Origin of the sequence: Variovorax sp. 278MFTsu5.1 (assembly GCF_048305045.1) — a bacterium.
Lineage (GTDB): Bacteria > Pseudomonadota > Gammaproteobacteria > Burkholderiales > Burkholderiaceae_C > Variovorax > Variovorax guangxiensis.
In genome coordinates, this window is the sequence record NZ_CP157622.1 from 3,175,490 (window position 1) to 3,199,450 (window position 23,961).

Consider the following 23,961-nt stretch of genomic DNA (forward strand, 5'->3'; position numbering starts at 1 on the left):
GGCTCCTTCGCGTCGCCGATAATTTTCGGCATGACCCAAGAGCCCACTCAGCGCTACGCACGCGTGCTTTCCATCGCCGGTTCCGACAGCGGTGGCGGCGCCGGCATCCAGGCCGATCTCAAGACCTTCGCCGCCCTGGGCTGCTACGGCATGACGGCCATCACCGCGCTCACCGCGCAGAACACACTGGGCGTCTCGGGTATCCACGGCGTGCCGCCCGATTTCCTCAGGGCGCAGATCCAGGCCGTGGTCGAAGACATCGGTGTCGATGCCGTCAAGCTCGGCATGCTGCATGCGCCCGAGGTGGTCGAAGTGGTGGCCTGGGCCATCGACCGCTACCGGCTGAAGAACGTGGTGCTCGACCCCGTGATGGTCGCCACCAGCGGCGACCGCCTGATCGCTGCCGAGACGGTGCAGGTGCTGGTGCGCGAGCTGTTCCCGCGCGCCGTGGTCGTCACGCCCAATCTCGACGAAGCCGCCTTGCTGATCGGCCATGCCATCGAAGGCGTGGATGCACTCGACGGCGCGGCCGACGAACTGCTGGCGCTCGGCGCGAAGGCCGTGCTGCTCAAGGGCGGCCATCTGCCGGGCAACGAAGTGGTCGATGTGCTGCTGCAGGCCGATGGCGAACGCAAGCGACTGGCCTCCGGCCGCATCGAAAGCCGCAACCTGCACGGCACCGGATGCACGCTGTCGTCTGCCATTGCCGCGCACCTTGCGCTGGGCGCGACGCTGCCCGAGGCGGTCGAGAGGGCGCGCGCCTACATCCTCGGCGCGATGGCTGCAGGTGCAGACGTGAAGATCGGCGCGGGTCATGGCCCGCTCAACCACGGCTTTGCGCCAGTGCCGACGCACCGGCTGCCGTTGAAGGCCGGCTGAGCCAGGCCAGCGCGAAAGTCGCGGCCAGTGTCGGCAGCGCGGAGCCGAACTGCGGCGCCCACTTGGCAAGCGCGTGATACGCGGCGATGCCCGCGATCCAGATCAGTGCCGCGCCGAAGTCGATCTTGCGCCGCGCGCCTTGCGGCGATACCGCCTCGCCGCTGCCCAGCCGGCCGATGATCACCCCATACAGCGGCACGAACACCGAACTCAGCAGCAGCAGGAAGGGCTCCAGCGTGTGCATCGGCAGCACCAGCGCCAGCGCGATGCACAGGGCAGCCAGCAGCAGGCCCCAGCGCTTCACGCTCCAGCGCGGCAGCAGGCTGTGCGTGGAGACCGAGCCCGAGTAGACGTCGCCGTACGCGTTGTCGAGCTCGTCGATGAGGATGAGGCCCAGCGCCACCAGGCCGCCCTGGGCCAGCAGCAGCGCGGTGACGAGGCCCGTGCCCGGTTCGGCCACGCTCACCACCATCACGCCCAGCGCATAGCACCAGACGTTCGCGACCGCGTAGCCGATCCAGGTGCCGCCGAATGCGCCGCCGAGGCCGCCGGAACTGCGCTTGCCGTGCCGCGCATAGTCCGCCACCAGCGGCAGCCACGACACCGGCATCGCGATCACCAGGTCGAGCGCACTGAACATGCCCATCGTGCCGTCGCCGGGGCGCGCCCAGAAGGCGTCCAGCCCCTTGGCCTGCAGTTGCGCCGCGAACTGCCACGTGAGCCACAGCAGCGACAGCACCACCAGCGGCAGCCCGAACCGGCTCACGAAGCGCCGCACCAGCTTCACCATCGAGCCGGCGAGCAGCGCCAGCAGCACCGCGCCCCACAGCAAGGTCGTCAGCACGCCGCCCCAGAAGCTGCCCAGCGCCGGCCCCACCACCGTCTGGCCGATGGCCTGCGTGCCTTCGCGCATCACCACGAGTTCGAAGGTGGTCCAGCCCACCAGCTGCACGATGTTGAGCAGCACCGGCAGCCGCGCGAAGGCACTGCCGTAGGTGGCGTGCATGAGGCCGGCGCTCGCCAGGCCGCTCTGGCAGCCCAGCCGCGCGGTCCAGGCCAGCAGGCCCGCGCCGATGCAGGAGCCGAGCACGATGGCGATCGCCGCGTCGCGCGTGCCCACGGCCGGCACCAGGTAGGCGCCGATCTGCATCACAAGCAGGCCCACGCCGAGGCTGAACCAGAGCGAGGCATGGTCCTGCCAGCCGAACACGCGCCGCGAGGCGGGCAGGGGCGTCAGCGCCTCGTTCGAGACGCCAGCGGCATCGTTGTTCTTGTCGTCGTGTGCCATCCGTTTGCTCCAGTGCAAAAGGTTTGGCAGGTGGGCGAGGCCCCAGTGGCGCGGCTTTCACGCGAGAAGGCGCGAGAGGCCACCGGACCAGCTTCCCTGCGCGAGGATTACCTCAATCAGGTTCAAAGGGACTTTCTCAGCCGGACGGCAAGCCGCCCAACACCCCTAGCAAGTACGCCGCGGCAAACCCGTGGCGCGGAGCCGATTTTATGCGGGGCCGGGAAGCCGCGACGCCAGGCATGCCTTTGCAGGCAGGGAAAACCCTCGGCATGCGGATGCGCCGCGCGAGAATCGACCGCCGAGGAAAACGACGGCAGAAGAAACGGGAGCGCATGCCGATAAGCGTGCAGAAACAAGAAATGAAGAGGAGCTTGCATGGTCGATGAGGATTTCAAGGGCACCCGCCTCAGGCGGTTCAGGGTCGACGTGGGGACCATCATCTGCGCGGTGGCGCTGGTGCAGTCGCTGCTCCTGGTGGCCTTCGGCTACTGGGCCGCCGAGAGGCTGGTGTCGAGGCTCGGCACCGCGGCGCACAAGATCAACCACGACCGGGTCGAGGACAGCGTGCTCGCCTTCCTCGCGAAGACCGAGGCGGCGATCCGTGCGATCGCCGATTCGCCCAGTGTCCATGTCTGCGGCGAAGACGGCGAGCAGACTGCCGAGATGCTCTGGACGCTGCTGGAGCAGACGCCGGAAATCGACAGCATCAACGTGGCCACCGACCATGGCCACGTGCTGATGGCGGTGCGCTACCCGGTGCCGGCCATCCGCCAGGTGCTGCGCGCCGACGGATTCAGCACCGAGACCTGGCACTACAAGGACTCGCCGGACCGGGACGGCGGCGACGCGAAGCAGCGTTTTGCGACAACATCGATCTCGGCCTACCGCAGCGACTTCGATCCCGAGAAGCGCACCTGGTACCTGGAGGCCATGAAGGCGAAAGGACCGGTGTGGACCCAGCCATTCATGATGAGCGACTCGCAGGAGCTGGCCGTCGGGCACGCGCGGCCTTCGGCGCGCGCCGACGACGAAGGGCACAGGCGGGGACTCGTGGTCGATGCCAACGTGTCGCTGGGGCATCTGGCCAGGCTCGTGGGTGCCTTCGGTGCGCAGGGCCATGGCGAGAGCGCCCTGATGAGTTCGGACCACCACGTGATCGCGCGCAGCGACCATCCCGATCCGGTGCGCGAGCTGGAATCGCCAGACAGCGGCGTGCTCGGCGCCATCCATGCGCACATGCTCTCGGTCAGCACGGCAGGCGGGGCCGACGACCAGGCCTTCTCCATCGAGCACGAAGGCAGTCGCTACCTCGTGCAGACCTCGCACCTGCCGCACACCCGGTGGCAGCTCGTGAGCTGGGAGCCCGAGGAGCTGCTGCTCGGTGGCCTGCAGCGCTCGGTGCTCTGGTCGCTGGCGCTGACGGTCAGCTTCCTGGCGCTGGCGCTCATCATTTCGCTGCGGTTGTCGAAGCTGGTGACCGGGCCCATCGAGAACCTCTCGCGCGTCGCGCGCCGCATCGGGCGGCTGGAACTCGACGATCTGCCGATCGAGCCGAGCCGGGTGCTCGAGGTGCAGCACCTCAACCAGGCGCTGGACGAATCCGCGCGCAGCCTCAAGGCCTTCAGCAAGTTCGTGCCGGTGGACATCATCCGGCAACTCGTCGCGGAAGGGCACGCGCTGGGGCCGAGCGGCTCGCCGAAGCGCATCACCGCGATGTTCACCGACGTGGAGGGCTTCACCAGCATCTCGGAGTCGATGCCGGCCGAGGTGCTCGTGCGCCAGCTCACCGAGTACTTCAATCTCGCCGCCGGCATCTTCGCGCGTCACGGCGGCGTGATCGACAAGTTCATGGGCGACGGCATCATGGTGCTGTGGGGCGCACCCACCGAACTCGAGGATGCCGAGTACCGCGCCTGCCTCGCGGCGATCGAGCTGCATGCCGAGATGAACGCGCTCAACGAGAAGTGGCGCGCCGAGGGCCTGCAGGAGTTCCGCACGCGCGTGGGCATCCACACCGGCCATGTGATCGCGGGTGTGCTCGGCTCGAGCAACCGCCTGTCGTACACCGCCATCGGCGACGCGATCAATGCGGCGAGCCGCATCGAGGGTGCCAACAAGGAGCTGGGCACGCGCACGCTGATCTCCGAGGCCACATTCGAGGGGTTGGGCGGCCGGCTCGCCACGCGCCGCATCGAAGAGCTCGCGGAGCTGCGCGGCCGGCAGACGCGCATGGTGCTCTACGAGCTGCTACAGATCGAGCATCAGCCGGGCTGAACGGGCCCGCGAGCAGCAGGGCAGGAACTGGTCGTTGGCGGCCTGCTCCTCGGGCGTGAGATAGAGGTCGCGGTGCTCGACCTCGCCCTGCAGCACGCGCGTAAGGCAGGTGCCGCACACGCCCTGCGCGCAGGACACGGGGATGTCGACACCCTCGGCCGCCAGTGCGTCCACCACGCTGAGCGAGGCTGGCACGCGCACCACGCGGCCCGAACTGCGCAGCTCGACTTCGAACTCGCCTTGTTCGCCTGCCGGCTGCATCGCGCCCGAGAAGTATTCGAAGTGCACCTGGGCGTCCGGCCATTGCAGCTCGCGCGCTGATCCACGCACCGCATCGAGGAAGCCCTGCGGGCCGCACACGTAGATGTGCCTGCCGGGTGCCGGGCGGCCGATGGTCGCGGCGAGATCCAGCCGTTGCGTGGGCGGACCGTCGTCATGGTGGAAGAACACCCTGTCGGCGAAGTCGCTGCCTTCCAGCCGACGCCGGTAGGGCGCCCGCGCGGCGGTTCGGCTGCAGCAGTGCAGCGCGAAATCGGCACCCAGCGAGGCCAGCCGCTGAGCCATCGACAGCAGCGGGGTCACGCCGATGCCGCCGGCCAGCAACAGGCTGTGCGCGGCGCCTTCGTCCAGCGGAAAGTGGTTGCGCGGCGGGCTGATGTTCAGCACCGCGCCTTCATGCACCGCGTCGTGCATCGCGAGGGAGCCGCCGCGTGAGGCGGCGTCGCGCAGCACGCCGATCTCGTAGTGCTCGTCTTGCCCTGGCAGGTTGCACAGCGAATACTGGCGCACCAGCCCGCCGGGCAGCGCCACGTCGATGTGCGCGCCTGGCGCGAAGCCCGGCAGCGGCGCGCTGCTGGCCGAGACCAGCCGGAAGCTGGCCACGTCCTCGGCCTCGACCGTCTTGCGCGCCACCCGCACGGCGATGGGCTGGCCCGCGATGGACGCCGCTGCGCTCATTCGCTCACGATGAAGTTTCCGGCGTCGAAATGCACGGGCGGCGCTGCCGGGTCGAAGCTCACGCCCGCCGGATCGCGCCCCTCGCGCACCGCATCGAGCTGGCGCTGCAGCAGCCGGCGCAGCATCACGATGCCGCGGTCGGAGGTGGCCAGGTGCTCTTCCGAATGCGCGGTGATCGCGCCCTGGCTCACCTGCGCTTCGTAGTCGCCCGGGAAGGCGCGGTGCTCGGCCTCGGTCAGTTCTTCCCACAGCTTGCCGTTCAGGCGCGAGCGCACGCGGGCCAGGTCGCCCGGCGTCTTCACGCGGCCCACGGTGTAGATGCGGAAGCTGTGGTCGTCGATGGGCAGCACCCAGCCGATGGACTCCACCCGGCCGTAGGCCGCCACGCGCGGGTTGGGCACCACGCGCAGCGTGGGCAGCACCGGACCCGCCACGCGGCGGAAGACGCTGCCGTCCTCCAGCTTGCGTATCGAGATGATCTTCACGCCGGTGTCGGTGCTCTCGAAGGTCACGTCGGGCATCTGGCCCATCAGTGCCACGAACTGCGTGCCACTGAAGCTGCCGTGCAGCACCGGCACGTGGAAGGGATCGGCCACGTTCTCGTAATGCTGCAGCCAGTTGCACGGAATGATCTGCGGCCCGCCGCCGCCGATGCTGTTGCCGTCGGCTTCCAGCGTCTCGCCCTCATCCAGCGTCTCCAGGCAGTCGTAGCGCGGCAGCACCGGCTTTTTCTCGGCCGGGCCGAGGTAGGCCCAGATCAGCCCGTACTGTTCCTGCACCGGATACCAGGGCTGGCGCACGCGGCCCCGGCTGCGCGCGCCGCCGTCGGGCTCGCAGGGCTGGTCGACGCAGTGGCCCTGCACGTCGAACATCCAGCCGTGGTAGCAGCAGCGGATGCCTTCTTCCTCGACGCGCCCGTAGTAGAGCGAGGCGCCCCGGTGCGCGCAGCGCCAGTGCACGAGGCCCGCTCGGCCCTTCCTGTCGCGAAACAGGATGAGGTCCTCGCCCAGCACGCGCACCTGGCGTGGCGTGTCAGTGGCGTCGGCGGCAAGGCCGATCGGGTGCCAGTAGCGGCGCAGCAGCTCGCCCATGGGCGTGCCGGCGCCGACCTCGGTCAGCTCTGGCTTGTGGCTGGGCGGCTTACGGCCGTAGGCGGTGCCGGTATCGAAGGCGATCGGCTGCCATTCGGCAGCAGGGGATGCGGATGCGACGGTGCTCATTCGGGAGTGACTCCTGCGGCCTTGATCAGGTCCGCGACACGGGGAAAGTCGGCCATGTAGCTGGCCCTGAACTCGGCGGGCGTGCTGCCTAGCGGCTCGAATCCGAAGCCGGCCAGGCGCTCCTGGATATCGGGCATCTTCGTGATCTCGCGCAGCGCGCTCGACCATTCGTCGAGCACGGGCCGAGGCGTCTTCGCGGGGGCATACACGCCGATCCAGCTGTCGAGGTCGAAACCGGGAAAGCCCTGTTCGGTGAAGGTCGGCACGTCGGGCATCGAGCGCACGCGCTGGCGCCCGGTGATGCCCAGGACCTTGATGCGCCCGGCCTGCGCGAGGCCGCGCGCAGTCGCCGGATTGGCCCAGGCCACGCCCAGCGCCTCGCCGAACATGTCGTTGTGCGCCGCGGCCTCGGCCTTGTAGGGCACATGCACAAGATCGAGCTTGTTCTGTCGCGCCAGCAGCTCGCCGAACAGATGCGCGTTGGAGCCGTTGCCCCAGGTGCCGTAGGAGATGCCGGGATGCGCCTTGGCATAGGCCACGAACTCGCGCACGTTCGAGAACGGCGCCGAGGCGCGCGCGATCAGCATCGGCCCGCCGGTGGCCAGCTGCGACAGCGGCTCGAAGTCCTTCACCGGGTCGTAGGGCAGCTTCGGCTGCAGCACCACGTTGTTGATGTGCGTGAGCGGCAGCGTCAGCAGCACGGTGTAGCCGTCGGGCGCAGCCTTGGCGACGGTGTCGGCGGCGATGGTGCCGCTCGCGCCCGGCTTGGCCTCGACGATCACCGGCTGGTTCCAGCGCGCCTTGAGCTTTTCGGCGTAGACGCGGGCGATGGTGTCCATCGGGCCGCCGCCGGAGCCGAAGGGGATGATGCGCACCACGCGGCTCGGAAAGTGCGGCGTCTGCGCGAAGGCCGGCAGGGCGAGTGCCGCGAGGCCCGCGCCGAGGGTGCTGAGCGCGCGGCGGCGTGTGGCCTCGCCGGGCGGCGAGGGTCTGAACCGATTCATCGTGTCTCCAGTCGTGATGTACTTGTGCGCTCGACGATACGGACAGCCCGCCCCGCGGGCAATTCGAAGCTTTTGATATGAGATATGGCCCAACGTGATATCCGCAGCCTCGACGTCGGCATGCTGCGGACCTTCGATGCGCTGATGCGCGAGCGCAGCGTGTCGCGCGCGGCGACCCGGCTCTTCCTGAGCCAGCCTGCGGTGAGCGCCTCGCTCAACCGGCTGCGCGATACCTTCGGCGATCCGCTCTTCACCCGCACCGCGCACGGCGTGGAGCCCACCGCCCGCGCGCAGGCCCTGGCCGGGCAGGTAGAGCGCGTGCTGGCCGACCTGTCGGCGATGCTCGAGCCCGGCGAGGGCTTCGACCCGGCCGGGTCGCAGCGCATCTTCCGCATCTCGGGCGGCGACTACGCTAGCCACCTGCTGCTGCCGAGGCTGGCCAACGAGCTGGTGGCCTGCGGCTCGCGCGTGCGCATCTACTGGGAGACCAGTTCCTTCCTCACGCTGACCGAGCGGCTGCGCAAGGGCGACTTCGACATCGCCGTGCTGCCGCGGCTGCAGCCGCCGAGCGACTGCGAATCGGAGTTGCTGTACGAGGACCGCTACGTGGTCGCGGTGCGGCTGAGCCATCCGACGATGACGCAGCAAGCCACGCTCGACGACTTCTGCGAGGCGCCGCACGTGTTCCTGGGCTACGGCAGTTCGGCACTCGACGATCTCATCGACCAGGTGCTGGCGCGGCTGGGCCGCACGCGCACTATGAGCGTGGCCATGACCAGCTTCGGCCAGATCGTCGACCTGCTGGCGCAGACCGACCATGTCGCCGTGATGCCGCTGCGCGTGGCCGAGCGCTTCAGGCATCTGCTCGCGGTGCATCCACTGCCCTTCGAACTGCAGGGCTACCGCTCGGTGGTGTGCTGGAACCGGCGCTCCAACTCCGACGCCGGCCTGCTTTGGCTGAAGGACGCGCTGCTGCGCATCGGGCGCGACGCGCCGGCCGAAGGCGCTGCCGCTAGCGGGCTCTGATCCGGCGCGCGAAGGCTTCGAGCCCGTCGATGGTGATCTGGATATGGCGCTCGAAGCTGCTGTCCAGCGGCACCGTCGTGCCGTTGTCCCAGCGCAGGATGAAGGCCTTGTTTGCCAGCTGAGCGAGATTGCGCGTGAGTACCGGGTGGTCGAGCGGACGGATCGTGTGCACGCGTTCGCGCAGCTCCTCGGCCCAGGCCTGCGTGTTGTCGGCGGGCAGGGGCGAGAACTCCATCGTCAGGAAGCCCAGCATCGCGGCGACCACGCAGTTGTAGGCCTCCAGCAGCGCTTCGTCTTCGAAGCCGGCGTCGGCCAGCGTGGCGAGGATGCCTTCGACCAGCTCCATCGGCAGGCTGCCGTTGGACACCAGCTGCGCGCCCAGCAGCTGCGCCACGTTCGGATGGCGCCGTACGGTGGCGCGGCAGCGGCGGAAGAGTTCGGCGATCCAGTCCTTCCAGACGAGCTTGCCGGGCGGCGGCGCGACCTCGGCCATGACCAGCGCCGCCACTTCGGCCAGCAGTGCCTCGCGCGTGCTCACGTGCCAGTGCACGGTGGCCGGGTAGACGTCGAGCCGGGCCGCCACCTCGCGCATGCTGAAGGCGCCCAGGCCGAATTCGTCGATCTGCGCGAGCGCCTCCTCGGCGATGCGCTGCTTCGTCAGGCCACCGCCGCCGGAGGGGCGGCCGGCAGTGCGGGGTTTCGGTGGCTTGGGGGGCGATTGCTTCGTCATGGTTGCAGCCATTGTGCGGCAGTCGGGTTGACTGTATAAACAAAATAAATTGAGCATCGAACAATAAATCGCGCTGCATGCGACGGGCGCACAACCTACGAAGGACATCGCCATGGCGCACGCCGACATCGACCAGGCCCTCGCAGCAGCGCACCGCCGCTTCACCGAAGGCAATCCCGCCAGCCTGCGCCAGTTCGAGGCGCAGGCGCGCTACATGCCAGGCGCCAACAGCCGTTCGGTGCTGTTCTATGCGCCGTTCCCGCTGACCATCGCGAAAGGCGAGGGTGCGACGCTGTGGGACGCCGACGGCCACCGCTATGCCGACTTCATCGCCGAGTACACGGCCGGCGTCTACGGCCATTCGGCGCCAGAGATCCGGGAGGCCGTCGCCGAGGCGATGAACAGCGGCATCAACCTCACAGGCCACAACCTGCTCGAAGGCCGGCTCGCCAGGCTCATCTGCGAGCGCTTTCCGCAGATCGAGCAACTGCGCTTCACCAACTCCGGCACCGAGGCGAACCTGATGGCGCTGACGGCGGCGCTGCACTTCACCGGCCGCCGCAAGCTCGTCGTGTTTTCGGGCGGCTATCACGGCGGCGTGCTGGGCTTCGGCGCCAAGCCGCTGCCGACGACCGTGCCCTTCGACTTCCTGGTGCTGCCCTACAACGACGAGCGGACCGCGCGCGAGCAGATCGACAGGCTCGGCCCCGAGATCGCCGCCGTGTTGCTGGAGCCGATGCAGGGCGCGGGCGGTTGCATTCCGGGCCGGCTGGAGTTCCTGCAGGCGCTGCGCGAATCGGCCACCCGCGTCGGCGCGCTGCTGATCTTCGACGAGGTGATGACTTCGCGCCTCGCGCCGCACGGGCTGGCGAACAAGCTGGGCATCCGCTCCGACCTGACCACACTGGGCAAGTACATCGGCGGCGGCATGTCCTTCGGCGCTTTCGGCGGACGTGCCGACGTGATGGCGCTGTTCGATCCGCGCACCGGGCCGCTGGCCCATTCGGGCACCTTCAACAACAACGTGCTGACGATGGCGGCCGGCCATGCCGGGCTCACGAAGCTGTTCACGCCGGAGGCCGCAGGCGCACTGGCAGCGCGTGGCGATGCAATGCGGCAGCGGCTGAACACGCTGTGCGCAAGCGAGGGCGTCGCGATGCAGTTCACCGGCATCGGCTCGCTGATGAACGCGCATTTCGTGGGCGGCGAGGTGCGCAGCACCGACGACCTTGCACCGGTCGACGCCCGGCTGCGGCAGCTGCTCTTCTTCCATCTGCTGAGCGAGGGCATCTACACCTCGCCGCGCGGCTTCGTCGTGCTGTCGCTGCCGCTGACCGATGCGGACATCGACCGCTACGTGGCCGCCATCGGCAGCTTCATCGGCGAATACCGGGCGCTGCTGCCCGGTGCCGCCAGGAACTAGCGGGAGCCGGCCACGCCCAGCAGCTCGTGCAGGCGGGTGCTGGTGGTCGTGTACTGCAGCGGAACGGCCTTGCCGGGGAACACGATGGCCGTCGCGCCCCAGGCAGCCAGCGTGGCCTCATGGAAGCCGCAGACGATGAGCTTCTTCTTGCCCGGATAGGTGTTGATGTCGCCCACCGCGAACACGCCGCGTTCGCGGGTTTCGTACTTCTCTGTGTCCACCGGCACCTGCTTGCGCTCCAGCTCCAGCCCCCAGTCGGCGATGGGGCCGAGGCGCGGCGAGATGCCCAGGCAGGCGACCAGCGCGTCCAGCGGCAGTTCGAGCGTGGTCGCGTCGGGCGTGGTGATCTGGAGCTGCTTGCCGTCGAAGGCCGTGGGCTGGCCGACCTGGAAGGCCATCTTGCTCGCGGCCACGAGGGCGCGCATGGCCGAAACGGTGGCTTCCTCGGCCTGGAAGCCGTCGCGCCGGTGCACCAGCGTGACCTGCTTCGCAATCGCGGTGAGCGCGATTGCGGTTTCGAGCGCGATGTCGTCGCCACCGTTGACCACCACCGTCTGCCCGGCGAAGCGGTCCAGCGAATCGGGGTGATAGAAGAGCGAGGAGCCCTCGAATTGCGCGATGCCTTCGACCGCGATGCGCTTGGGCACGAAGGCGCCGACACCGGCCGCGATGAACACCGTTTTGGCGAGGAATGATTTGCCCGCCGAAGTGGTGAGAAGCAGCCGCCCGTCGGCCTCGCGTGCCAGGGTGGAAACCTGTTCGCCGAAATGGAATTGCGGCTTGAAAGGCGCCACCTGCTGCAGCAGCGACTGCGCCAGGTCGCGCCCGCTGGTCACGGGCGTGCCGGGGATGTCGTAGATGGGCTTGTCGCCATACAGCGCTACGCACTGGCCGCCGGCGGCGGGCAGTGCATCGACGATGTGGCAGGAGATTTCGAGCAGGCCCAGCTGGAAGGCCTGGAACAGCCCCACGGGGCCGGCGCCGACGATCAGCGCGTCGGTCTCGATCGGGGAAACGGCAGGGGCGGCGGGCTGGTTCAGCGCACCAGCTCCCCGATCTTGTCCGTCTTGTCCTTCCACTCCTCGGCGTCGGGCAGGGCGGGCTTGCGCTTGGTGATGCTCTTCCAGCCGTCGGCCTGGGCCAGCTCGGCGTTGATCTTGATGAAGGCGATCTGGTTGGCCGGCAGGTCTTCCTCGGCGTAGATCGCGTTGACCGGGCACTCGGGGATGCAGACCGCGCAGTCGATGCACTCGTCCGGGTCGATCACCAGCATGTTGGGACCTTCGCGGAAGCAGTCGACGGGGCAAACGTCCACGCAGTCGGTGTATTTGCAACGGATGCAGGCTTCGGAGACGACGTGGGTCATTTGTTTTCTGGCGTCAGTGGTGAGGTCGGGGAAAACCCGGGATTTTAGGCCTTTGCGGCGGAGGGCTGCACGAGCACGGCAGCGGCGGTCTTGTGGGAGGCCGTATCGACCAGCACCAGCGAGCCCAGGGCGCGCGATTGCGTGAAGGGCAGCACCGCCAGCGGCTGCTGCAGCGCCAGCACCACGTCGCCGATGGCGTTGGCCTCGATCTGGGTCGCGGGCTCCGATTCGAGCGTGGTGATGTTCACGCGATCGACGATGCGCGCGACCTTGGCCTTCACCCAGCGGTGGCCCTGCAGCGCCCAGTAGACGCGTCCCGCGACCAGCGGCTCGTCGTCGAGCCAGGCCACCGTGGCGGTGATCTCGCGCACCGGCTCGAAGGCGCCGGGCGCCAGCAGCCAGTCGCCGCGCGACACGTCTACCTCGCGGTCCAGCACGATGCCGGCGCTGTGGCCCGCATGCACCGCCTTCGGCTGGCGCGTGTGGCTCAGCACTTGGGCGACGGTGGCGGTCTGGTTGCTCGGCAGCACGGTCACGCGCTGGCCCGGCTCCACGTGGCCCGAGGCGACGCGGCCCCAGAACACGCGGCGGCCCTGCGAGGTGTCGGCCGACGACGAGAACTTCTCGACCCACTGCACCGGGAAGGCGAAGGGCACGGCCTCGTCCTGCGCCGTCACCGGCAGGTCTTCCAGCAGCTCGAGCAGGCTGGGGCCTTCGTAGCCGACCCAGTCGGCATGGCGCGTCGCCACGTTCCAGCCCTTGAGCGCGGAGATCGGCACGATGGCCGCGACTTTCACGCCGGCCGCTTCGGCAAAGGCGTTCAGCGCGGTCGAGATGCGTTCGAAGGCAAGGCCGGCATCGCCGATGGCGTCCAGCTTGTTGATGGCGAACACGATCGACTGCACGCGCAGCAGGTTGCACAGCAGCGTGTGGCGGCGCGTCTGCGGCAGCAGCTCGCGCTTGACCACGGTGCCGTCTTCCACCTCGGCGGCCCAGGCCAGCTTGGTCGCGTCGACCAGCACCACAGCGGCGTCGGCGGCGGAGGCGGCCGTGACCATGTTGCGCGTGTACTGCTCATGGCCGGGCGCGTCGCCGATGATGAACTTGCGCCTGGCGGTCGAGAAGTAGCGGTACGCCACGTCGATGGTGATGCCCTGTTCGCGCTCGGCCGAAAGGCCGTCTGTCAGCAGGGCCAGGTCGGTCTCGCCGCCGCGCTGCACGCCGGCCAACTGGTCCTGCAGCACGGTCTTGCTGTCGACCAGCAGTCGGCCGATGAGCGTGCTCTTGCCGTCGTCGACGGAGCCGCAGGTGATGAAGCGCAGGGCGGTGCCGGTGTCGCCGTGGACTTCGGCGGGCGAGGCGTTTGAAATGACAGCAGCGTTCATTGAGTGATTCTCCAATTCGTGGAACACCGCGGAACCGGCTCTGCCGGGCCGCTGGTGTTGCCCCCTTCGAGGGGGTGGGCGTAGCGACACGAAGTGCGCGAAGCCTGGGGGTGGGTCAGAAGTACCCGTCTTTCTTGCGCTTCTCCATGGAAGCTTCCGAAGTCATGTCGTCCATGCGCGTGGCGCCGCGCTCGCTCACGTCGACCGACAGCGTCTCGAGCACCACGTCGCTCGCGTCGGCCGCCAGGCTTTCCACCGGGCAGGTGGTGGTGATGTCGCCCACGGTGCGGAAGCGCACGTCGCGCACCTGCACCGTCTCGCCGTCGCGAGCGGGGGTCAGGTTGGTCACCGGCACCAGCAGGCCGCGGCGCTCCACCACTTCGCGCTTGTGCGTGTAGTAGATCGAGGGCAGGCCGACTTCCTCGCGGGCGATGTACTGCCACACGTCGAGTTCGGTCCAGTTCGAGATCGGGAACACGCGGAAGTGCTCGCCCGGGGCCAGCCGGGTGTTGAACAGCGTCCACAGCTCGGGGCGCTGGTCCTTGGGCTGCCACTGGCCGAAGCTGTCACGGTGCGAAAAGATGCGCTCCTTGGCACGCGCTTTTTCCTCGTCGCGGCGGGCGCCGCCGATCAGCGCATCGAAGCGGAATTCTTCAATGGCTTCCAGCAGCGTCACCGACTGGTGCGCGTTGCGCGACTCGCCGGGGTGCGCAAGGCGCACGGTGCCGCGCTTCATCGAGTCCTCGACGCTGCGCACGATCAGCTCGGCACCCAGTTCCTTCGCGCGACGGTCACGGTACTCCGTGACCTCGGGGAAGTTGTGGCCGGTGTCGATCATCAACAGGGGGTAGGGAATGCGCCCGACGCCGAAAGCCTTCTCCGCGCACTTCAGCAGCACCAGCGAGTCCTTGCCGCCCGAGAACAGCAGGGTGGGGCGCTCGAAGGCGGCCGCCACTTCGCGCAGGATGAAGATGGTTTCTTCCTCCAGCGCGTCGAGGTGAGTGTTGGACAGGTGCGCCGGCGGCAGCAGCAGTTCGGTTTCGGTACGTGCGTTCATCGGAGATGGGGCTGGATGCGGTAGTTCGGTGCGGTGCAGGGGCTCAGTGCGCGAGGTGCAGTCCGCACTCGCGGTTGTCTTCGCCCTTGGTCGGGTCGACGTAGTCGAAGTTGTTGGGCAGGCCGTGCTTCACGCAGTACTCGTGCAGGTCCTTGGAAGACCAGTGCAGCAGCGGCGCGACCTTGATCAGGCCGTCGGGGTTGATGCTGACCGGGTCCATCTGCGCACGCACGGCTGTGTCGGTGGCGCGCAACGCGGTGAACCACACCTTCGGCGCCGTCTCGCGCAGGGCGCGCGCGAAGGGCTCCAGCTTCACCTCTTCGGTGAAGGCGGCGTGGCGCGGGTCGTCCAGCGCGGGTGTCGGGCCTTCCACCGCCTCGCGATGGGCGCGCGAGCGGCGTGGCAGGTAGATGTGCAGGTCCAGGCCCAGCTGCTTCGTCACTTCGTCGGCGAAGCGGTAGGTGGCCTCGGTGTTGTAGCCGTTGTCCATCCACACCACCGGCACGTCGCGCTTCACCTGCGTGACCAGGTGCAGGATCACCGCCTCGAAGGGCCGGAAGTTGGTGGTGACGATGGCCGGCTGGCCCAGGCCGAGTGCCCAGTCCACCAGGCCCTGCGCGTTGCGGCCGAGTTCGGCGTTGATGCGTTCGATGTCGATGCTCATGTGCGGTGCTTTCCTGCGCTCTCAGTTGCCGGCCGCGAAGTGCGGCGCGGTCTTCACCGCGTCGCCCTGGTAGAAGGAAGCGAAGCGGTCGAACTGGCGCTGCGCGTCGGTGGCGTCCACGCCTTCCTTGAGCACGGCGCTGGAGAAGCCGGTGCGCTCCATCTGCACGAGCTGGTCGATCAGCACGTCGCCGGTGGCGCGGATGTCGCCGGTGAAGCCCAGGCGGCGGCGCAGCAGGAAGGCCTGGCTGTAGGCGCGGCCGTCGGTGAACTTCGGAAAGTGCAGGTCGATGCGCTCGATGTCGGCCAGGCACTCCTCGATGGCGAGCGGGTCGGCGTCGTTGGCCAGCTGCAGCACCTTCGGGTCGCCGTCGTCGACGTGCTCTTCCGCCGAGAGAATGTTCAGGGTCTTCTTCATGCTGCTTCCTCCACCTTGAAACGTGCACCGTTGGCGGCGGCCTTGAACGCGTCGTGGCCGACGCGGCGCAGCGTGTCGATGAAGTTCTCGCCGCTTTCGCGGGTGTCGCGGTAGGTGTTGAGCACGGCCTCGATCACCCCGGGCACTTCTGCCGCCGAGAACGAGGGGCCGACCACCTTGCCGGCCTGCGGCGTGCCGCTGAGCGCGGAGCCGTCGGAGCCGCCGAGGGTGACCTGGTACCACTCCTTGCCGTCCTTGTCGACGCCGAGGATGCCGATGTGGCCGCTGTGGTGGTGGCCGCACGAGTTGATGCAGCCGCTGATGTGCAGGTCGATCTCGCCCAGGTCGTCGAGCTCGTCGAGGTCCTGGTAGCGCTCGGTGATGGCTTCGGCCACCGGAATGGAGCGTGCGTTGGCCAGCGCGCAGAAGTCGCCGCCGGGGCAGGCGATCATGTCCGTCAGCAGGTGCACGTTGGCGCTGGCGAAGCCGGCGGCGCGGGCTGCGATCCACAGCGCGTGCAGGTCTTCGGCATGCACCCAGGGCAGCAGCACGTTCTGGTCGTGCGTCACGCGGGCTTCGCCGGCCGAGAAGCGGTCGGCGAGTTCGGCGATGGTGTCGAGCTGGTCGGCCGAGGCGTCGCCGGGCGCCTGCTTCAGGCGCTTGAACGACAGCGTCACGGCGCGCAGGGCCGGGTTCTTGTGCGGCGCCACGTTGCGCGCCAGCCAGCGGGCGAACTGCACGTCGTCGGCGGCGTGGTGGCGCAACTCGGCGTCGGTCTTCTCGGCGCTCTGCAGCACGCGGGTGGCGAGCGCGGGCGGCACGAAGGACGCGGCCACGCGGTCGTACTCTTCCTGCGTGATGGTGTGCGGCGCGCCGTCGTGCTCGAGGATCTGCTTGTACTCGGCCTCGACATCGTCGATGTAGCGCTGCCCCTCGGCCTTCACCAGGATCTTGATGCGAGCCTTGTAGATGTTGTCGCGCCGGCCGTACCGGTTGTAGACGCGGATCACGGCCTCGAGGTAGTTCATGATCTGCTGCCACGGCAGGAACTCGCGCAGCACCGTGCCCACGATGGGCGTGCGGCCCATGCCGCCGCCCACCTGCACGCGGAAACCGATCTCGCCGGCTTCGTTCTTCACCACGTGCAGCCCCACGTCGTGCCAGCCGGTGGCGGCGCGGTCCTCGGTGGCGCCGGTGATGGCGATCTTGAACTTGCGCGGCAGGAACGCGAACTCGGGGTGCAGCGTGCTCCACTGGCGCATGATTTCCGCGAAGGGGCGCGGATCGGCCACCTCGTCGACGGCGATGCCGGCGCGCTCGTCGCTCGTGATGTTGCGGATGCAGTTGCCGCTGGTCTGGATGCCGTGCATGTCGACCGAAGCCAGCAAGTCCATCACGTCGGCCGACTTGGCCAGCGGGATCCAGTTGTACTGGACGTTCTGGCGGGTCGTGAAATGGGCGTAGTGGGTGGGCAGCTTGTGGCTGCCGAGCAGGCCCTGCGTCTCGATGGCCTTCTTGTAGACCTCCGCCTCGGGCTCGTCGTATTCGCGGGCGATGCGGGCCAGCACGCGCAGCTGGCGGCTCGACAGTTCGCCGTAGGGCACGGCCACGCGCAGCATCGGCGCGTAGCGCTGCACGTACCAGCCGTTTTGCAGGCGCAGGGGGCGGAACTCGTCTTCGGCGAGCTTGCCCTTCTGCCAGCGCTCGAGCTGGTCGCGGAATTGGGCAGCCCGCTGGTGGACGAACTGGCGGTCGAATTCTGTGTATTGGTACATCGTGCGTTTGTCTTGAGGGAAGTGCGGTGCCGCGCGCGTAGCGGGGTACCCCAGCAAGAAGGCGCGATTGTCCGAGCGCTCCTTATGGAACCAAACTATTTTTTGGTTCACGCTTTATGCGGATAAGCTTATTCGCCAGTATCCATGCGGGTTTCCGGACGGTTTGATGCTTATTCCGGATAAGGCGAGGCAGCCGGAGCGAAGAGTCCGGCAAGGCGTTTCCGGGCACGCGCCTGCCCGGCGGCGGAAAGACGGAGGGCCGGGCAGCGCCGGCCGTCATCCGCTCAATCCAGCGGCAGATCGGCCTTTTTCGCCAGCGTCTGCCAGCGCTGGAGTTCCTGCACCACGAAGGCCGTGGTCTGCTCCGCCGTGGCGGGAGCCGGCGTCACGCCCGCGGCCGCGTAGCCCGACTGCACCTCGGGCTTCTGCAGCGCCTGCGCAATCGCCGCGTTGAGTGCGCGCACCCGCTCGGCCGGCACGCCCGCGGGCGCGGCCGCCACGAACCACTGGTCCGCGTCGAAACCGGGCAGGCCGGCTTCGCGCAGCGTGGGCACATCGGGCAGCGCAGGCGAGCGCGTGGCAGTGGTCACGCCGTACGCATGCAGCTTGCCCGACTTGATGTGCGGCAGCACCGGCGTGATGCCGAGCATGCCCAGCTGCACCTGCCCGCCGACCACATCGGTGACGGCCTGGCTGCCGCCCTTGTAGGGCACGTGGACGATCCGCGTGCCGGCGATCTGGTTCATCAGCTCGCCGGCCAGGTGCTGGCTGGTTCCGTTGCCGGAGGATGCGAAGCTGAAGGCCTTCGGGTCCTTGCCGGCGGCGAGCAGCGCGGCCAGCGTGGGCGGCATCGGGCTGGCCGTGGTGCCCACCAGCACCATCGGCCCCTTGGCCAGCGTGGCCACGCCGGTCAGTTCCTTACCGATCCGGGGCACGGGCATGCTGGTCAGGATCGGCCCGGGAATGGTGATGACCGTCAGCCCGTCATGCGGTGCCCGTGCGGCCGCCTGCAGAGCGATGGCGCCCGCGGCGCCGGGCCGGTTGTCGACTACCACCGGCTGGCCGAGCGCCTGCTCGACGTGGCGCGCCACGAGGCGGGTCAGGATGTCCACGCTGCCGCCGGCCGGCTGGCCGACCAGCCAGGTCAGCGGGCGGGCACCTTGGGCAAAGAGGCGGGGAGAGGCCGCGAGCGCGACGGCGCCACCCAGGGCGGCCATTGCATGACGACGGGAGACGGAAGGCATCTTGTTCATGGGAGCTCGCTGTTCATCAGGTTAGTCGTCAAGCTGGCCGGGCGGCGTGTTCGGATGCCGCGCGAAGCTGTCCTGGAAGGCCTTCACCAGCTTGAGCACCGGCCCCAGCACCCAGGTGTTGTAGACCAGCACGTCGGTCGTCTCCTTCGGGTCGCGGGTGGTGTTGAAGAGGTAAGGCGACTCCAGCTTGCCCTTGCCTTCGTTGACCTCGGGCTCCCAGTAGAAGTGCAGCTTCCAGTCGCGCCATTTCACTGCCCGCAACTCGTTCTTTATGTAGAAGGGAAAGCCCTCGCGGGCCGACTTCTCCTGCTCGCCCAGCAGGAAGGGCAGTTGGTCCACGCCGTCGATAGGCCTGTCCTGCGGCAGCTCGGCACCGGCCACGCCCGCCAGGGTGGTGAAGAGGTCGGCCACGTGCACGATCTCGTTGCTCACCCGGCCGGTTGCGATGCGGCCCGGCCAGCGCGCGATGAAGGGCACCCGCAGGCTGCCTTCCATGGCGGTGTGATAGGTGCCGCTCCAGGGGCCGGCCGTGCCCCGGTAGGGAGCGCGGAACTCGGGGCCGTTGTCGCTGCAGAAGATCAAAAGCGTGTCTTCGGCCGCGCCCAGTTCGTCGAGCGCGCGCACCACCTGGCCCACGCGGTGGTCCATTTCCACCATCGAATCGGCGAAGTCGCCTGCGCCCGTGCGGCCGGCGAACTCGGGGTGCGGCAGCGTCGGGAAATGCAGATGCACCAGCGGCAGATATAGAAAGAAGGGCTTGCCGGCCTCGCGCTGGCGCCGCATGAAGCCGATGGACATGTCGACCAGGTCGGCGTCGATCTGCCGCCGCGCTTCCAGGTCGTACACCTTCACGCCTTCCGAGGGCTCGCCGCTGCGGCCGCGCATGATCCAGGGCAGCTCCACCACGCTGGGGTCGAAGCCCACCGTCGAGGTGAACTGGCTCTCGTCCGTGGTGCGCGGAATGCCGTACCACTCGTCGAAGCCTCGGTCCGACGGAAAGCGCCCCGGCACGTCGCCCAGGTGCCACTTGCCGTAGTGCGCGGTGGCATAGCCCCGGGCAGAGAGCAGCTGGGCCAGCGTGATCTCGCGCCGCGTCAGCCCCTGCGGAAGGCCCGGCGGCACCGACTGCAGGCAGCCGGTGCGGATTGGGTGGCGCCCGCTCATCAGCGCGGAGCGGGTCGGCACGCAGTCGCTCTCCACATTGAAGTTCTGCAGCAGCAGGCCCTGCTTTGCGAGGGCGTCGATGTTCGGCGTGGGTGCGCCGCGCAGCGCGCCGCCGCCGTAGCAGCCCAGCTCGCCCCAGCCGAGGTTGTCGGCGACGATGAGCACGATGTTGGGAGAGGAGGAGGGTGAGGGCATGGCGATGGGCTCCGGGATTGGCGTTTTCGGAATCTAAGTGCCGGTGCTTCCCAGACTCATTCCCAAGTCATCACTGAGTCATAAAATCGGGGAATGTCCCTGTCGATGCGCGATGTCCAGTATTTCCTCGCCGTGGCCAAGACCGGCCTGCTTTCCGCCGCGGCCGACGAGCAGGGCGTGACCCAGCCCGCCTTGACCAAGGCCGTGCGCCGGGTCGAGGGCGAGTTCGGGCTGCAGCTGTTCGAGCGCAGCGCGCGCGGCATGGTGCTGACTTCGGCCGGGCAGCGGGTCGCCGAACAGGTGCGGCGCCTGCAGGCCGACTACGCCGACACCGTGTTGCTGGCCAACGAGATGCGGGCGCAGCAAGCCGGGCTGCTGCGCGTGGGCGTGACCGACACCACCTCGGGCAACCGCGTCGCCGCTGCGTTGGGCACACTGCTGAACCAACGCCCGGGGCTGCGGGTGCGCCTGCGCGTCGACCGCTCCGACACGCTGGCCACACTCGTGCGCGAGGGCGAGCTCGACCTGGCGCTGGTGCCCGCCTACGAGGGCCAGCCGCTGGACGCCGAGCGCACCAAGGTCGACAACGACCCGATGCTGCCGCTGGTGCGAACCGGCCATCCGCTGACGCAGCGCTCGCGCGTCTCGCTGGCCGATGTCACGGCCTACGGATGGATCTCGGGGCCGGCCACGTCGGCGGCCTTCAAGGCGATCACCGACATCTTCGCGCGCAACAACCTCGCTGCGCCCCGGGTCGTGATGGAAGTGCCGTTCGCGTCCGAGCTGAACCTGTCGGTACTGGCCGGGACCGATCTGGTCACGCTGGTGCCGCGCTCTTTCATGCGGCATGCCGACGACAGCCGCTTCGCGGTGCTGCCAGTGCCGGCACTGCGCGTGCCGCGCGCGGTTGTGCTGCTTTCGCGCCCGGGCTCATCGTGGTCGCCGCTGATGCAGGCGCTGCGCGACAGCCTGCTGGCGCTCAAGGCCGCGTCGGCCTGAGTTGTTTGGATTAGGTCGTCGCGCCTCAGCGCAGCATCGACGACATCGCCGAGCAGCAGTTCAGCATGCGCACGGCCGCCTCCACCGTCGGCGCGGTGAAGCGCAGGGTGACGCCGTCCACGCGCTCGAAGCTCGGCCACTGGCAGAACAGGTCGGCCAGCGCGGAGGTCTGGGCGCGCAGCGTCACCGTCTGCGGCCCTTCGAAGACGAGCGGCTTGGCATTCGCGCGGGCCGCCAATGCTTCTTCCACGCCCGCACGGATCGCCCGGCGCGACTGCTCGGGCGAGAGCGACACGCCGCTGGTGCAGCCCGTGGCCTTCTTCGTCTCGACGAAGGTGGCGTGCGGGAAGAGCGGGCGGTTCTCGGCGATGAACACGTCGTCGCCGCTGGCCATCACCACCGGCACGCCGTATTCGCCGGCCAGCGCGCCGTAGAGCCCTGCCTCGCCCAGTTCCTCGCCGCCGAGCGAGATGCCCGCGAACGCGAAGCTGTTGATCGTGTGCGCGAGGATGCCGCGCCCCTGCGCGCGCGAGTGGTAGCCGACCATGCACAGAGCGTCCACGCCTTCTTCCACGCCCGCCACCATGCTCAGGTACCGCGGCTTGCCCTGGATCACGCGGGCGCGCGCGTCGAGCAAATCCGGCGGCATGTTGCGGAAGCCGCCGTGCGAATCGTTCACCAGCACCTCGGTCGCGCCCGCGTCGAAGGCGCCGGCGATGGCGGCGTTGGCCTCGTGCGTCATCAGCAGCCGCGCGCGCTCGTATTCGGGGTTGCCCGCGCGCACCTGCTCGGAGTGATAGACGCCGGCGACGCCTTCGATGTCGGTGGAGATCAGGACTTTCATGAGTGAAGGCTCGCGCTCAGGCGTGGTTTGAGAAGAGGGTGGAGGCGGGCAGCACGTCGGCCAGCGAGGCGCGGTGGTTGCCGTCGCGGCCGGTGACGGCGGTGGCGCGCCACAGGGCATGGATGATCGCCTGCTCGGTGCTGTCGGCCGCGGCCTGGAACAGGCCGTCGAGCAAACCGTCGTGCAGCATCGCCACGGCGGGCATCGGCCGCTCGACGCTGTCGGGCACGGTGTAGGCGGTGGAGAAGGCCAGCACGATGTCGCCGCTGCCGTGCCCGAAGACCGAGCCCGTGCGGGCCAGCCCGGCGCCGGCGCGCAGCGCGAGGCGGCGCAGCTGGCGCGCGTCCAGCGGCGCGTCGGTGGCCACCACGATGATGATCGAGCCCTTCTCGGCCTCGTTCACCGCCGGCAGGCTGCGTTCGGCCTGCAGCGCGGCGAGCCGTTCGCCCACGGCGTGGCCGGCCAGCAGCAGCTGCGGCTGGCGCCCGTAGTTCGCCAGCACCAGCGCGCCGACCGTGTGGCACAGGCCCTCGCGCGCCGACACCCGCCGCGAGGCGCTGCCGATGCCGCCCTTGAGCTGGAAACTCGACATGCCGCGCCCCGCGCCGACCGAGCCCTGCTCGAAGTCAGGGGTGGCGCCGGCCAGCGCGTGCAGGTAGTCGGCCTCGCTCACGGCCATGCGCTGGATGTCGTTGAGAAAGCCGTCGTTGCACTCGAACACCAGCGGATTGACCGTGGGCAGCGTGCGTCCGCATTCGGGATTGTCGGCCACGCAGCGGCGGATCTGCGCCGCCGCCACCGCGCCGACCGAGAAGGTGTTGGTCAGCGCGATGGGCGTTTCAAGCACGCCCAGCTCTTCGACCTGCAGCAGGCCGACGCTCTTGCCGAAGCCGTTGAGCACGGCCACGGCGGCCGGCACCTTGTCGCGGAAGAGATCGCCCGCGTGCGGACGGACGACGGTCACGCCCGTCTGCACGGGGCCGTCGGCCAGCGTGCGGTGGCCCACGGTGACGCCCGCGACGTCGGTGATGGCGTTGCGTTCGCCCTGGAGCAGGCTGCCGATGAAGGGAAGGGAGGCCTGCTGCTTGCTGGAAGACATGAAGAAGGAGAACCGGATTTACTGGCGGTCGATCTTCGGATCGAGCGCGTCGCGCAGTGCATCGCCCAGCAGGTTGAAGGCGAGCACGGTGAAGAAGATGGCCAGGCTGGGGAAGAGTGCCACGTGCGGCGAGGTCACCATGTCGGCGCGGGCCTCGCTGAGCATCGCGCCCCATTCGGGCGTCGGAGGCTGCGCGCCCATGCCCAGGAACGAGAGGCTGGCGGCCGTGATGATCGAGGTGCCCACGCGCATCGAAAAATACACCACGATCGACGAGATGGTGCCCGGCAGGATGTGCCGCACGATGATGGTCCAGTCCGAGGCGCCGATGCTGCGCTCGGCCTCGATGTAGGTCTGCTGCTTCAGCACCAGCGTGTTGCCGCGCACGAGGCGCGCGAAGGCCGGCACGCTGAACACCGACACAGCCACCACCACGTTCGTCATGCTGCTGCCCAGGATGGCCACCACGCCCAGCGCCAGCAGGATGCCGGGGAAGGCGAAGAGCACGTCCGAGATGCGCATCACGATGCGGTCCCACCAGCCTTCGTAGTAGCCCGCCAGCAGGCCGAAGGCGGTGCCGACGATGCCGCCCAGCACCACCGACAGGAAGCCCGCCATCAGCGAGATGCGCGCGCCCATCAGGATGCGGCTGAAGATGTCGCGGCCCAGCGGGTCGACGCCGAACCAGTGCGCGGCCGAAGGGCCGGTGTTCAGCATGTCGTAGTCGAAGAAGTTCTCCGGATCGAAGGGCACGATCCACGGCGCGAACACCGCGACGAACACCAGCAGCAGCACGAAGAGCGCGGCGACGATGCCCACCGGCTGCTTCTTGAAGCGGCGCCAGCACTCGCCCCAGGGCGTGCGGACCTTGCCGGCGGTTTGGACGGCCACGACCGGTGGCGCGATGGTTTCGGCAGGCACGCCGGAAGCTTGTTGCGTCAT

The 23,961-nt window shown here is 68.8% G+C and carries 22 protein-coding genes and 1 riboswitch; of the genes, 5 read left to right on the plus strand and 17 right to left on the minus strand.

Going from position 1 to position 23,961, the window contains the following annotated elements:
- The first annotated feature begins 30 nt into the window (after nucleotides 1–30).
- Nucleotides 31–879: a bifunctional hydroxymethylpyrimidine kinase/phosphomethylpyrimidine kinase gene (gene thiD / locus ABL844_RS14785; RefSeq protein ID WP_418131754.1), complete on the plus strand. Its 849-nt coding sequence runs from the start codon at nucleotides 31–33 to the stop codon at nucleotides 877–879.
- Here thiD and ABL844_RS14790 read toward each other — a convergent pair.
- Nucleotides 824–2,167: a purine-cytosine permease family protein gene (locus tag ABL844_RS14790; protein WP_418131755.1), complete on the minus strand. Its 1,344-nt coding sequence runs from the start codon at nucleotides 2,165–2,167 to the stop codon at nucleotides 824–826. The two genes, thiD and ABL844_RS14790, sit on opposite strands and share 56 nt — an antisense overlap.
- Nucleotides 2,168–2,243: 76 nt before the next feature.
- Nucleotides 2,244–2,344: riboswitch (TPP riboswitch) on the minus strand.
- Nucleotides 2,345–2,542: 198 nt separating this feature from the next.
- On the opposite strand from ABL844_RS14790, the gene ABL844_RS14795 reads away from it, so the two are divergent.
- The gene (locus ABL844_RS14795) at nucleotides 2,543–4,441 is read left to right on the plus strand and encodes an adenylate/guanylate cyclase domain-containing protein (protein WP_418131756.1); all 1,899 of its coding nucleotides are present in this window, start codon (nucleotides 2,543–2,545) and stop codon (nucleotides 4,439–4,441) included.
- On the opposite strand, the gene ABL844_RS14800 is transcribed toward ABL844_RS14795, so the two are convergent.
- From ABL844_RS14800 to ABL844_RS14810, 3 genes are read right to left on the minus strand one after another with little or no spacing between them, the layout of a single operon-like run.
- Nucleotides 4,415–5,380, minus strand: a complete 966-nt coding sequence (locus ABL844_RS14800; protein WP_418131905.1) for a PDR/VanB family oxidoreductase — start codon at nucleotides 5,378–5,380, stop codon at nucleotides 4,415–4,417. The two genes, ABL844_RS14795 and ABL844_RS14800, sit on opposite strands and share 27 nt — an antisense overlap.
- Before the next feature lie 14 nt (nucleotides 5,381–5,394).
- On the minus strand, nucleotides 5,395–6,618 hold the full coding sequence (locus ABL844_RS14805) for an aromatic ring-hydroxylating dioxygenase subunit alpha (RefSeq protein WP_184638321.1): 1,224 nt from the start codon (nucleotides 6,616–6,618) through the stop codon (nucleotides 5,395–5,397).
- Nucleotides 6,615–7,622, minus strand: a complete 1,008-nt coding sequence (locus ABL844_RS14810; protein WP_369658303.1) for a Bug family tripartite tricarboxylate transporter substrate binding protein — start codon at nucleotides 7,620–7,622, stop codon at nucleotides 6,615–6,617. The genes ABL844_RS14805 and ABL844_RS14810 overlap by 4 nt, the downstream gene beginning before the upstream one ends.
- A gap of 84 nt (nucleotides 7,623–7,706) precedes the next feature.
- Between ABL844_RS14810 and ABL844_RS14815 the strand changes: the two genes are divergently transcribed.
- Entirely contained in the window at nucleotides 7,707–8,648 is a 942-nt protein-coding gene (locus ABL844_RS14815) for a LysR family transcriptional regulator (protein ID WP_418131757.1), read from the plus strand.
- Here ABL844_RS14815 and ABL844_RS14820 read toward each other — a convergent pair.
- A complete protein-coding gene (locus ABL844_RS14820; protein WP_369658301.1) occupies nucleotides 8,635–9,378 on the minus strand; it encodes a TetR/AcrR family transcriptional regulator in 744 nt (247 codons plus the stop codon). The genes ABL844_RS14815 and ABL844_RS14820 overlap by 14 nt on opposite strands.
- 112 nt (nucleotides 9,379–9,490) lie before the next feature.
- Between ABL844_RS14820 and ABL844_RS14825 the strand changes: the two genes are divergently transcribed.
- Nucleotides 9,491–10,801, plus strand: a complete 1,311-nt coding sequence (locus ABL844_RS14825; RefSeq protein ID WP_418131758.1) for an aspartate aminotransferase family protein — start codon at nucleotides 9,491–9,493, stop codon at nucleotides 10,799–10,801.
- Here the strand turns inward: ABL844_RS14825 and ABL844_RS14830 are convergent.
- From ABL844_RS14830 to ABL844_RS14870, 9 genes are all read right to left on the minus strand, one after another.
- The gene (locus ABL844_RS14830) at nucleotides 10,798–11,880 is read right to left on the minus strand and encodes an NAD(P)/FAD-dependent oxidoreductase (RefSeq protein WP_311737016.1); all 1,083 of its coding nucleotides are present in this window, start codon (nucleotides 11,878–11,880) and stop codon (nucleotides 10,798–10,800) included. The two genes, ABL844_RS14825 and ABL844_RS14830, sit on opposite strands and share 4 nt — an antisense overlap.
- The gene (fdxA, locus tag ABL844_RS14835) at nucleotides 11,838–12,167 is read right to left on the minus strand and encodes a ferredoxin FdxA (protein ID WP_126019243.1); all 330 of its coding nucleotides are present in this window, start codon (nucleotides 12,165–12,167) and stop codon (nucleotides 11,838–11,840) included. Before fdxA ends, ABL844_RS14830 begins: the two co-directional genes overlap by 43 nt.
- Nucleotides 12,168–12,211: 44 nt before the next feature.
- On the minus strand, nucleotides 12,212–13,552 hold the full coding sequence (locus ABL844_RS14840) for a sulfate adenylyltransferase subunit 1 (RefSeq protein WP_418131759.1): 1,341 nt from the start codon (nucleotides 13,550–13,552) through the stop codon (nucleotides 12,212–12,214).
- A gap of 115 nt (nucleotides 13,553–13,667) precedes the next feature.
- The gene (gene cysD, locus ABL844_RS14845; RefSeq protein ID WP_418125661.1) at nucleotides 13,668–14,609 is read right to left on the minus strand and encodes a sulfate adenylyltransferase subunit CysD; all 942 of its coding nucleotides are present in this window, start codon (nucleotides 14,607–14,609) and stop codon (nucleotides 13,668–13,670) included.
- A 43-nt stretch (nucleotides 14,610–14,652) separates the two neighbouring features.
- The gene (locus tag ABL844_RS14850) at nucleotides 14,653–15,273 is read right to left on the minus strand and encodes a phosphoadenosine phosphosulfate reductase family protein (RefSeq protein WP_126019249.1); all 621 of its coding nucleotides are present in this window, start codon (nucleotides 15,271–15,273) and stop codon (nucleotides 14,653–14,655) included.
- Between the two features lie 21 nt (nucleotides 15,274–15,294).
- Complete coding sequence (locus tag ABL844_RS14855) at nucleotides 15,295–15,690, minus strand: DUF934 domain-containing protein (protein WP_126019251.1); 396 nt, start codon at nucleotides 15,688–15,690, stop codon at nucleotides 15,295–15,297.
- A complete protein-coding gene (locus ABL844_RS14860) occupies nucleotides 15,687–17,465 on the minus strand; it encodes a nitrite/sulfite reductase (RefSeq protein ID WP_126019253.1) in 1,779 nt (592 codons plus the stop codon). The genes ABL844_RS14855 and ABL844_RS14860 overlap by 4 nt, the downstream gene beginning before the upstream one ends.
- A 284-nt stretch (nucleotides 17,466–17,749) precedes the next feature.
- Complete coding sequence (locus ABL844_RS14865; RefSeq protein WP_418131760.1) at nucleotides 17,750–18,718, minus strand: tripartite tricarboxylate transporter substrate-binding protein; 969 nt, start codon at nucleotides 18,716–18,718, stop codon at nucleotides 17,750–17,752.
- Nucleotides 18,719–18,739: 21 nt separating this feature from the next.
- On the minus strand, nucleotides 18,740–20,077 hold the full coding sequence (locus ABL844_RS14870; protein ID WP_418131761.1) for an arylsulfatase: 1,338 nt from the start codon (nucleotides 20,075–20,077) through the stop codon (nucleotides 18,740–18,742).
- Between the two features lie 93 nt (nucleotides 20,078–20,170).
- On the opposite strand from ABL844_RS14870, the gene ABL844_RS14875 reads away from it, so the two are divergent.
- A complete protein-coding gene (locus tag ABL844_RS14875) occupies nucleotides 20,171–21,076 on the plus strand; it encodes a LysR family transcriptional regulator (RefSeq protein WP_418120258.1) in 906 nt (301 codons plus the stop codon).
- 25 nt (nucleotides 21,077–21,101) lie between these two features.
- On the opposite strand, the gene ABL844_RS14880 is transcribed toward ABL844_RS14875, so the two are convergent.
- Genes ABL844_RS14880 through gsiD form a run of 3 tightly spaced genes read right to left on the minus strand, consistent with a single transcriptional unit; the run spans nucleotide 21,102 to nucleotide 23,961 of the window.
- Nucleotides 21,102–21,920, minus strand: coding sequence for a M55 family metallopeptidase (locus ABL844_RS14880; protein ID WP_369658294.1), 819 nt, complete (start codon nucleotides 21,918–21,920; stop codon nucleotides 21,102–21,104).
- A gap of 16 nt (nucleotides 21,921–21,936) precedes the next feature.
- A complete protein-coding gene (locus ABL844_RS14885; RefSeq protein WP_418131762.1) occupies nucleotides 21,937–23,019 on the minus strand; it encodes a P1 family peptidase in 1,083 nt (360 codons plus the stop codon).
- An 18-nt stretch (nucleotides 23,020–23,037) separates the two neighbouring features.
- The gene (gsiD, locus tag ABL844_RS14890) at nucleotides 23,038–23,961 is read right to left on the minus strand and encodes a glutathione ABC transporter permease GsiD (RefSeq protein ID WP_184638303.1); all 924 of its coding nucleotides are present in this window, start codon (nucleotides 23,959–23,961) and stop codon (nucleotides 23,038–23,040) included.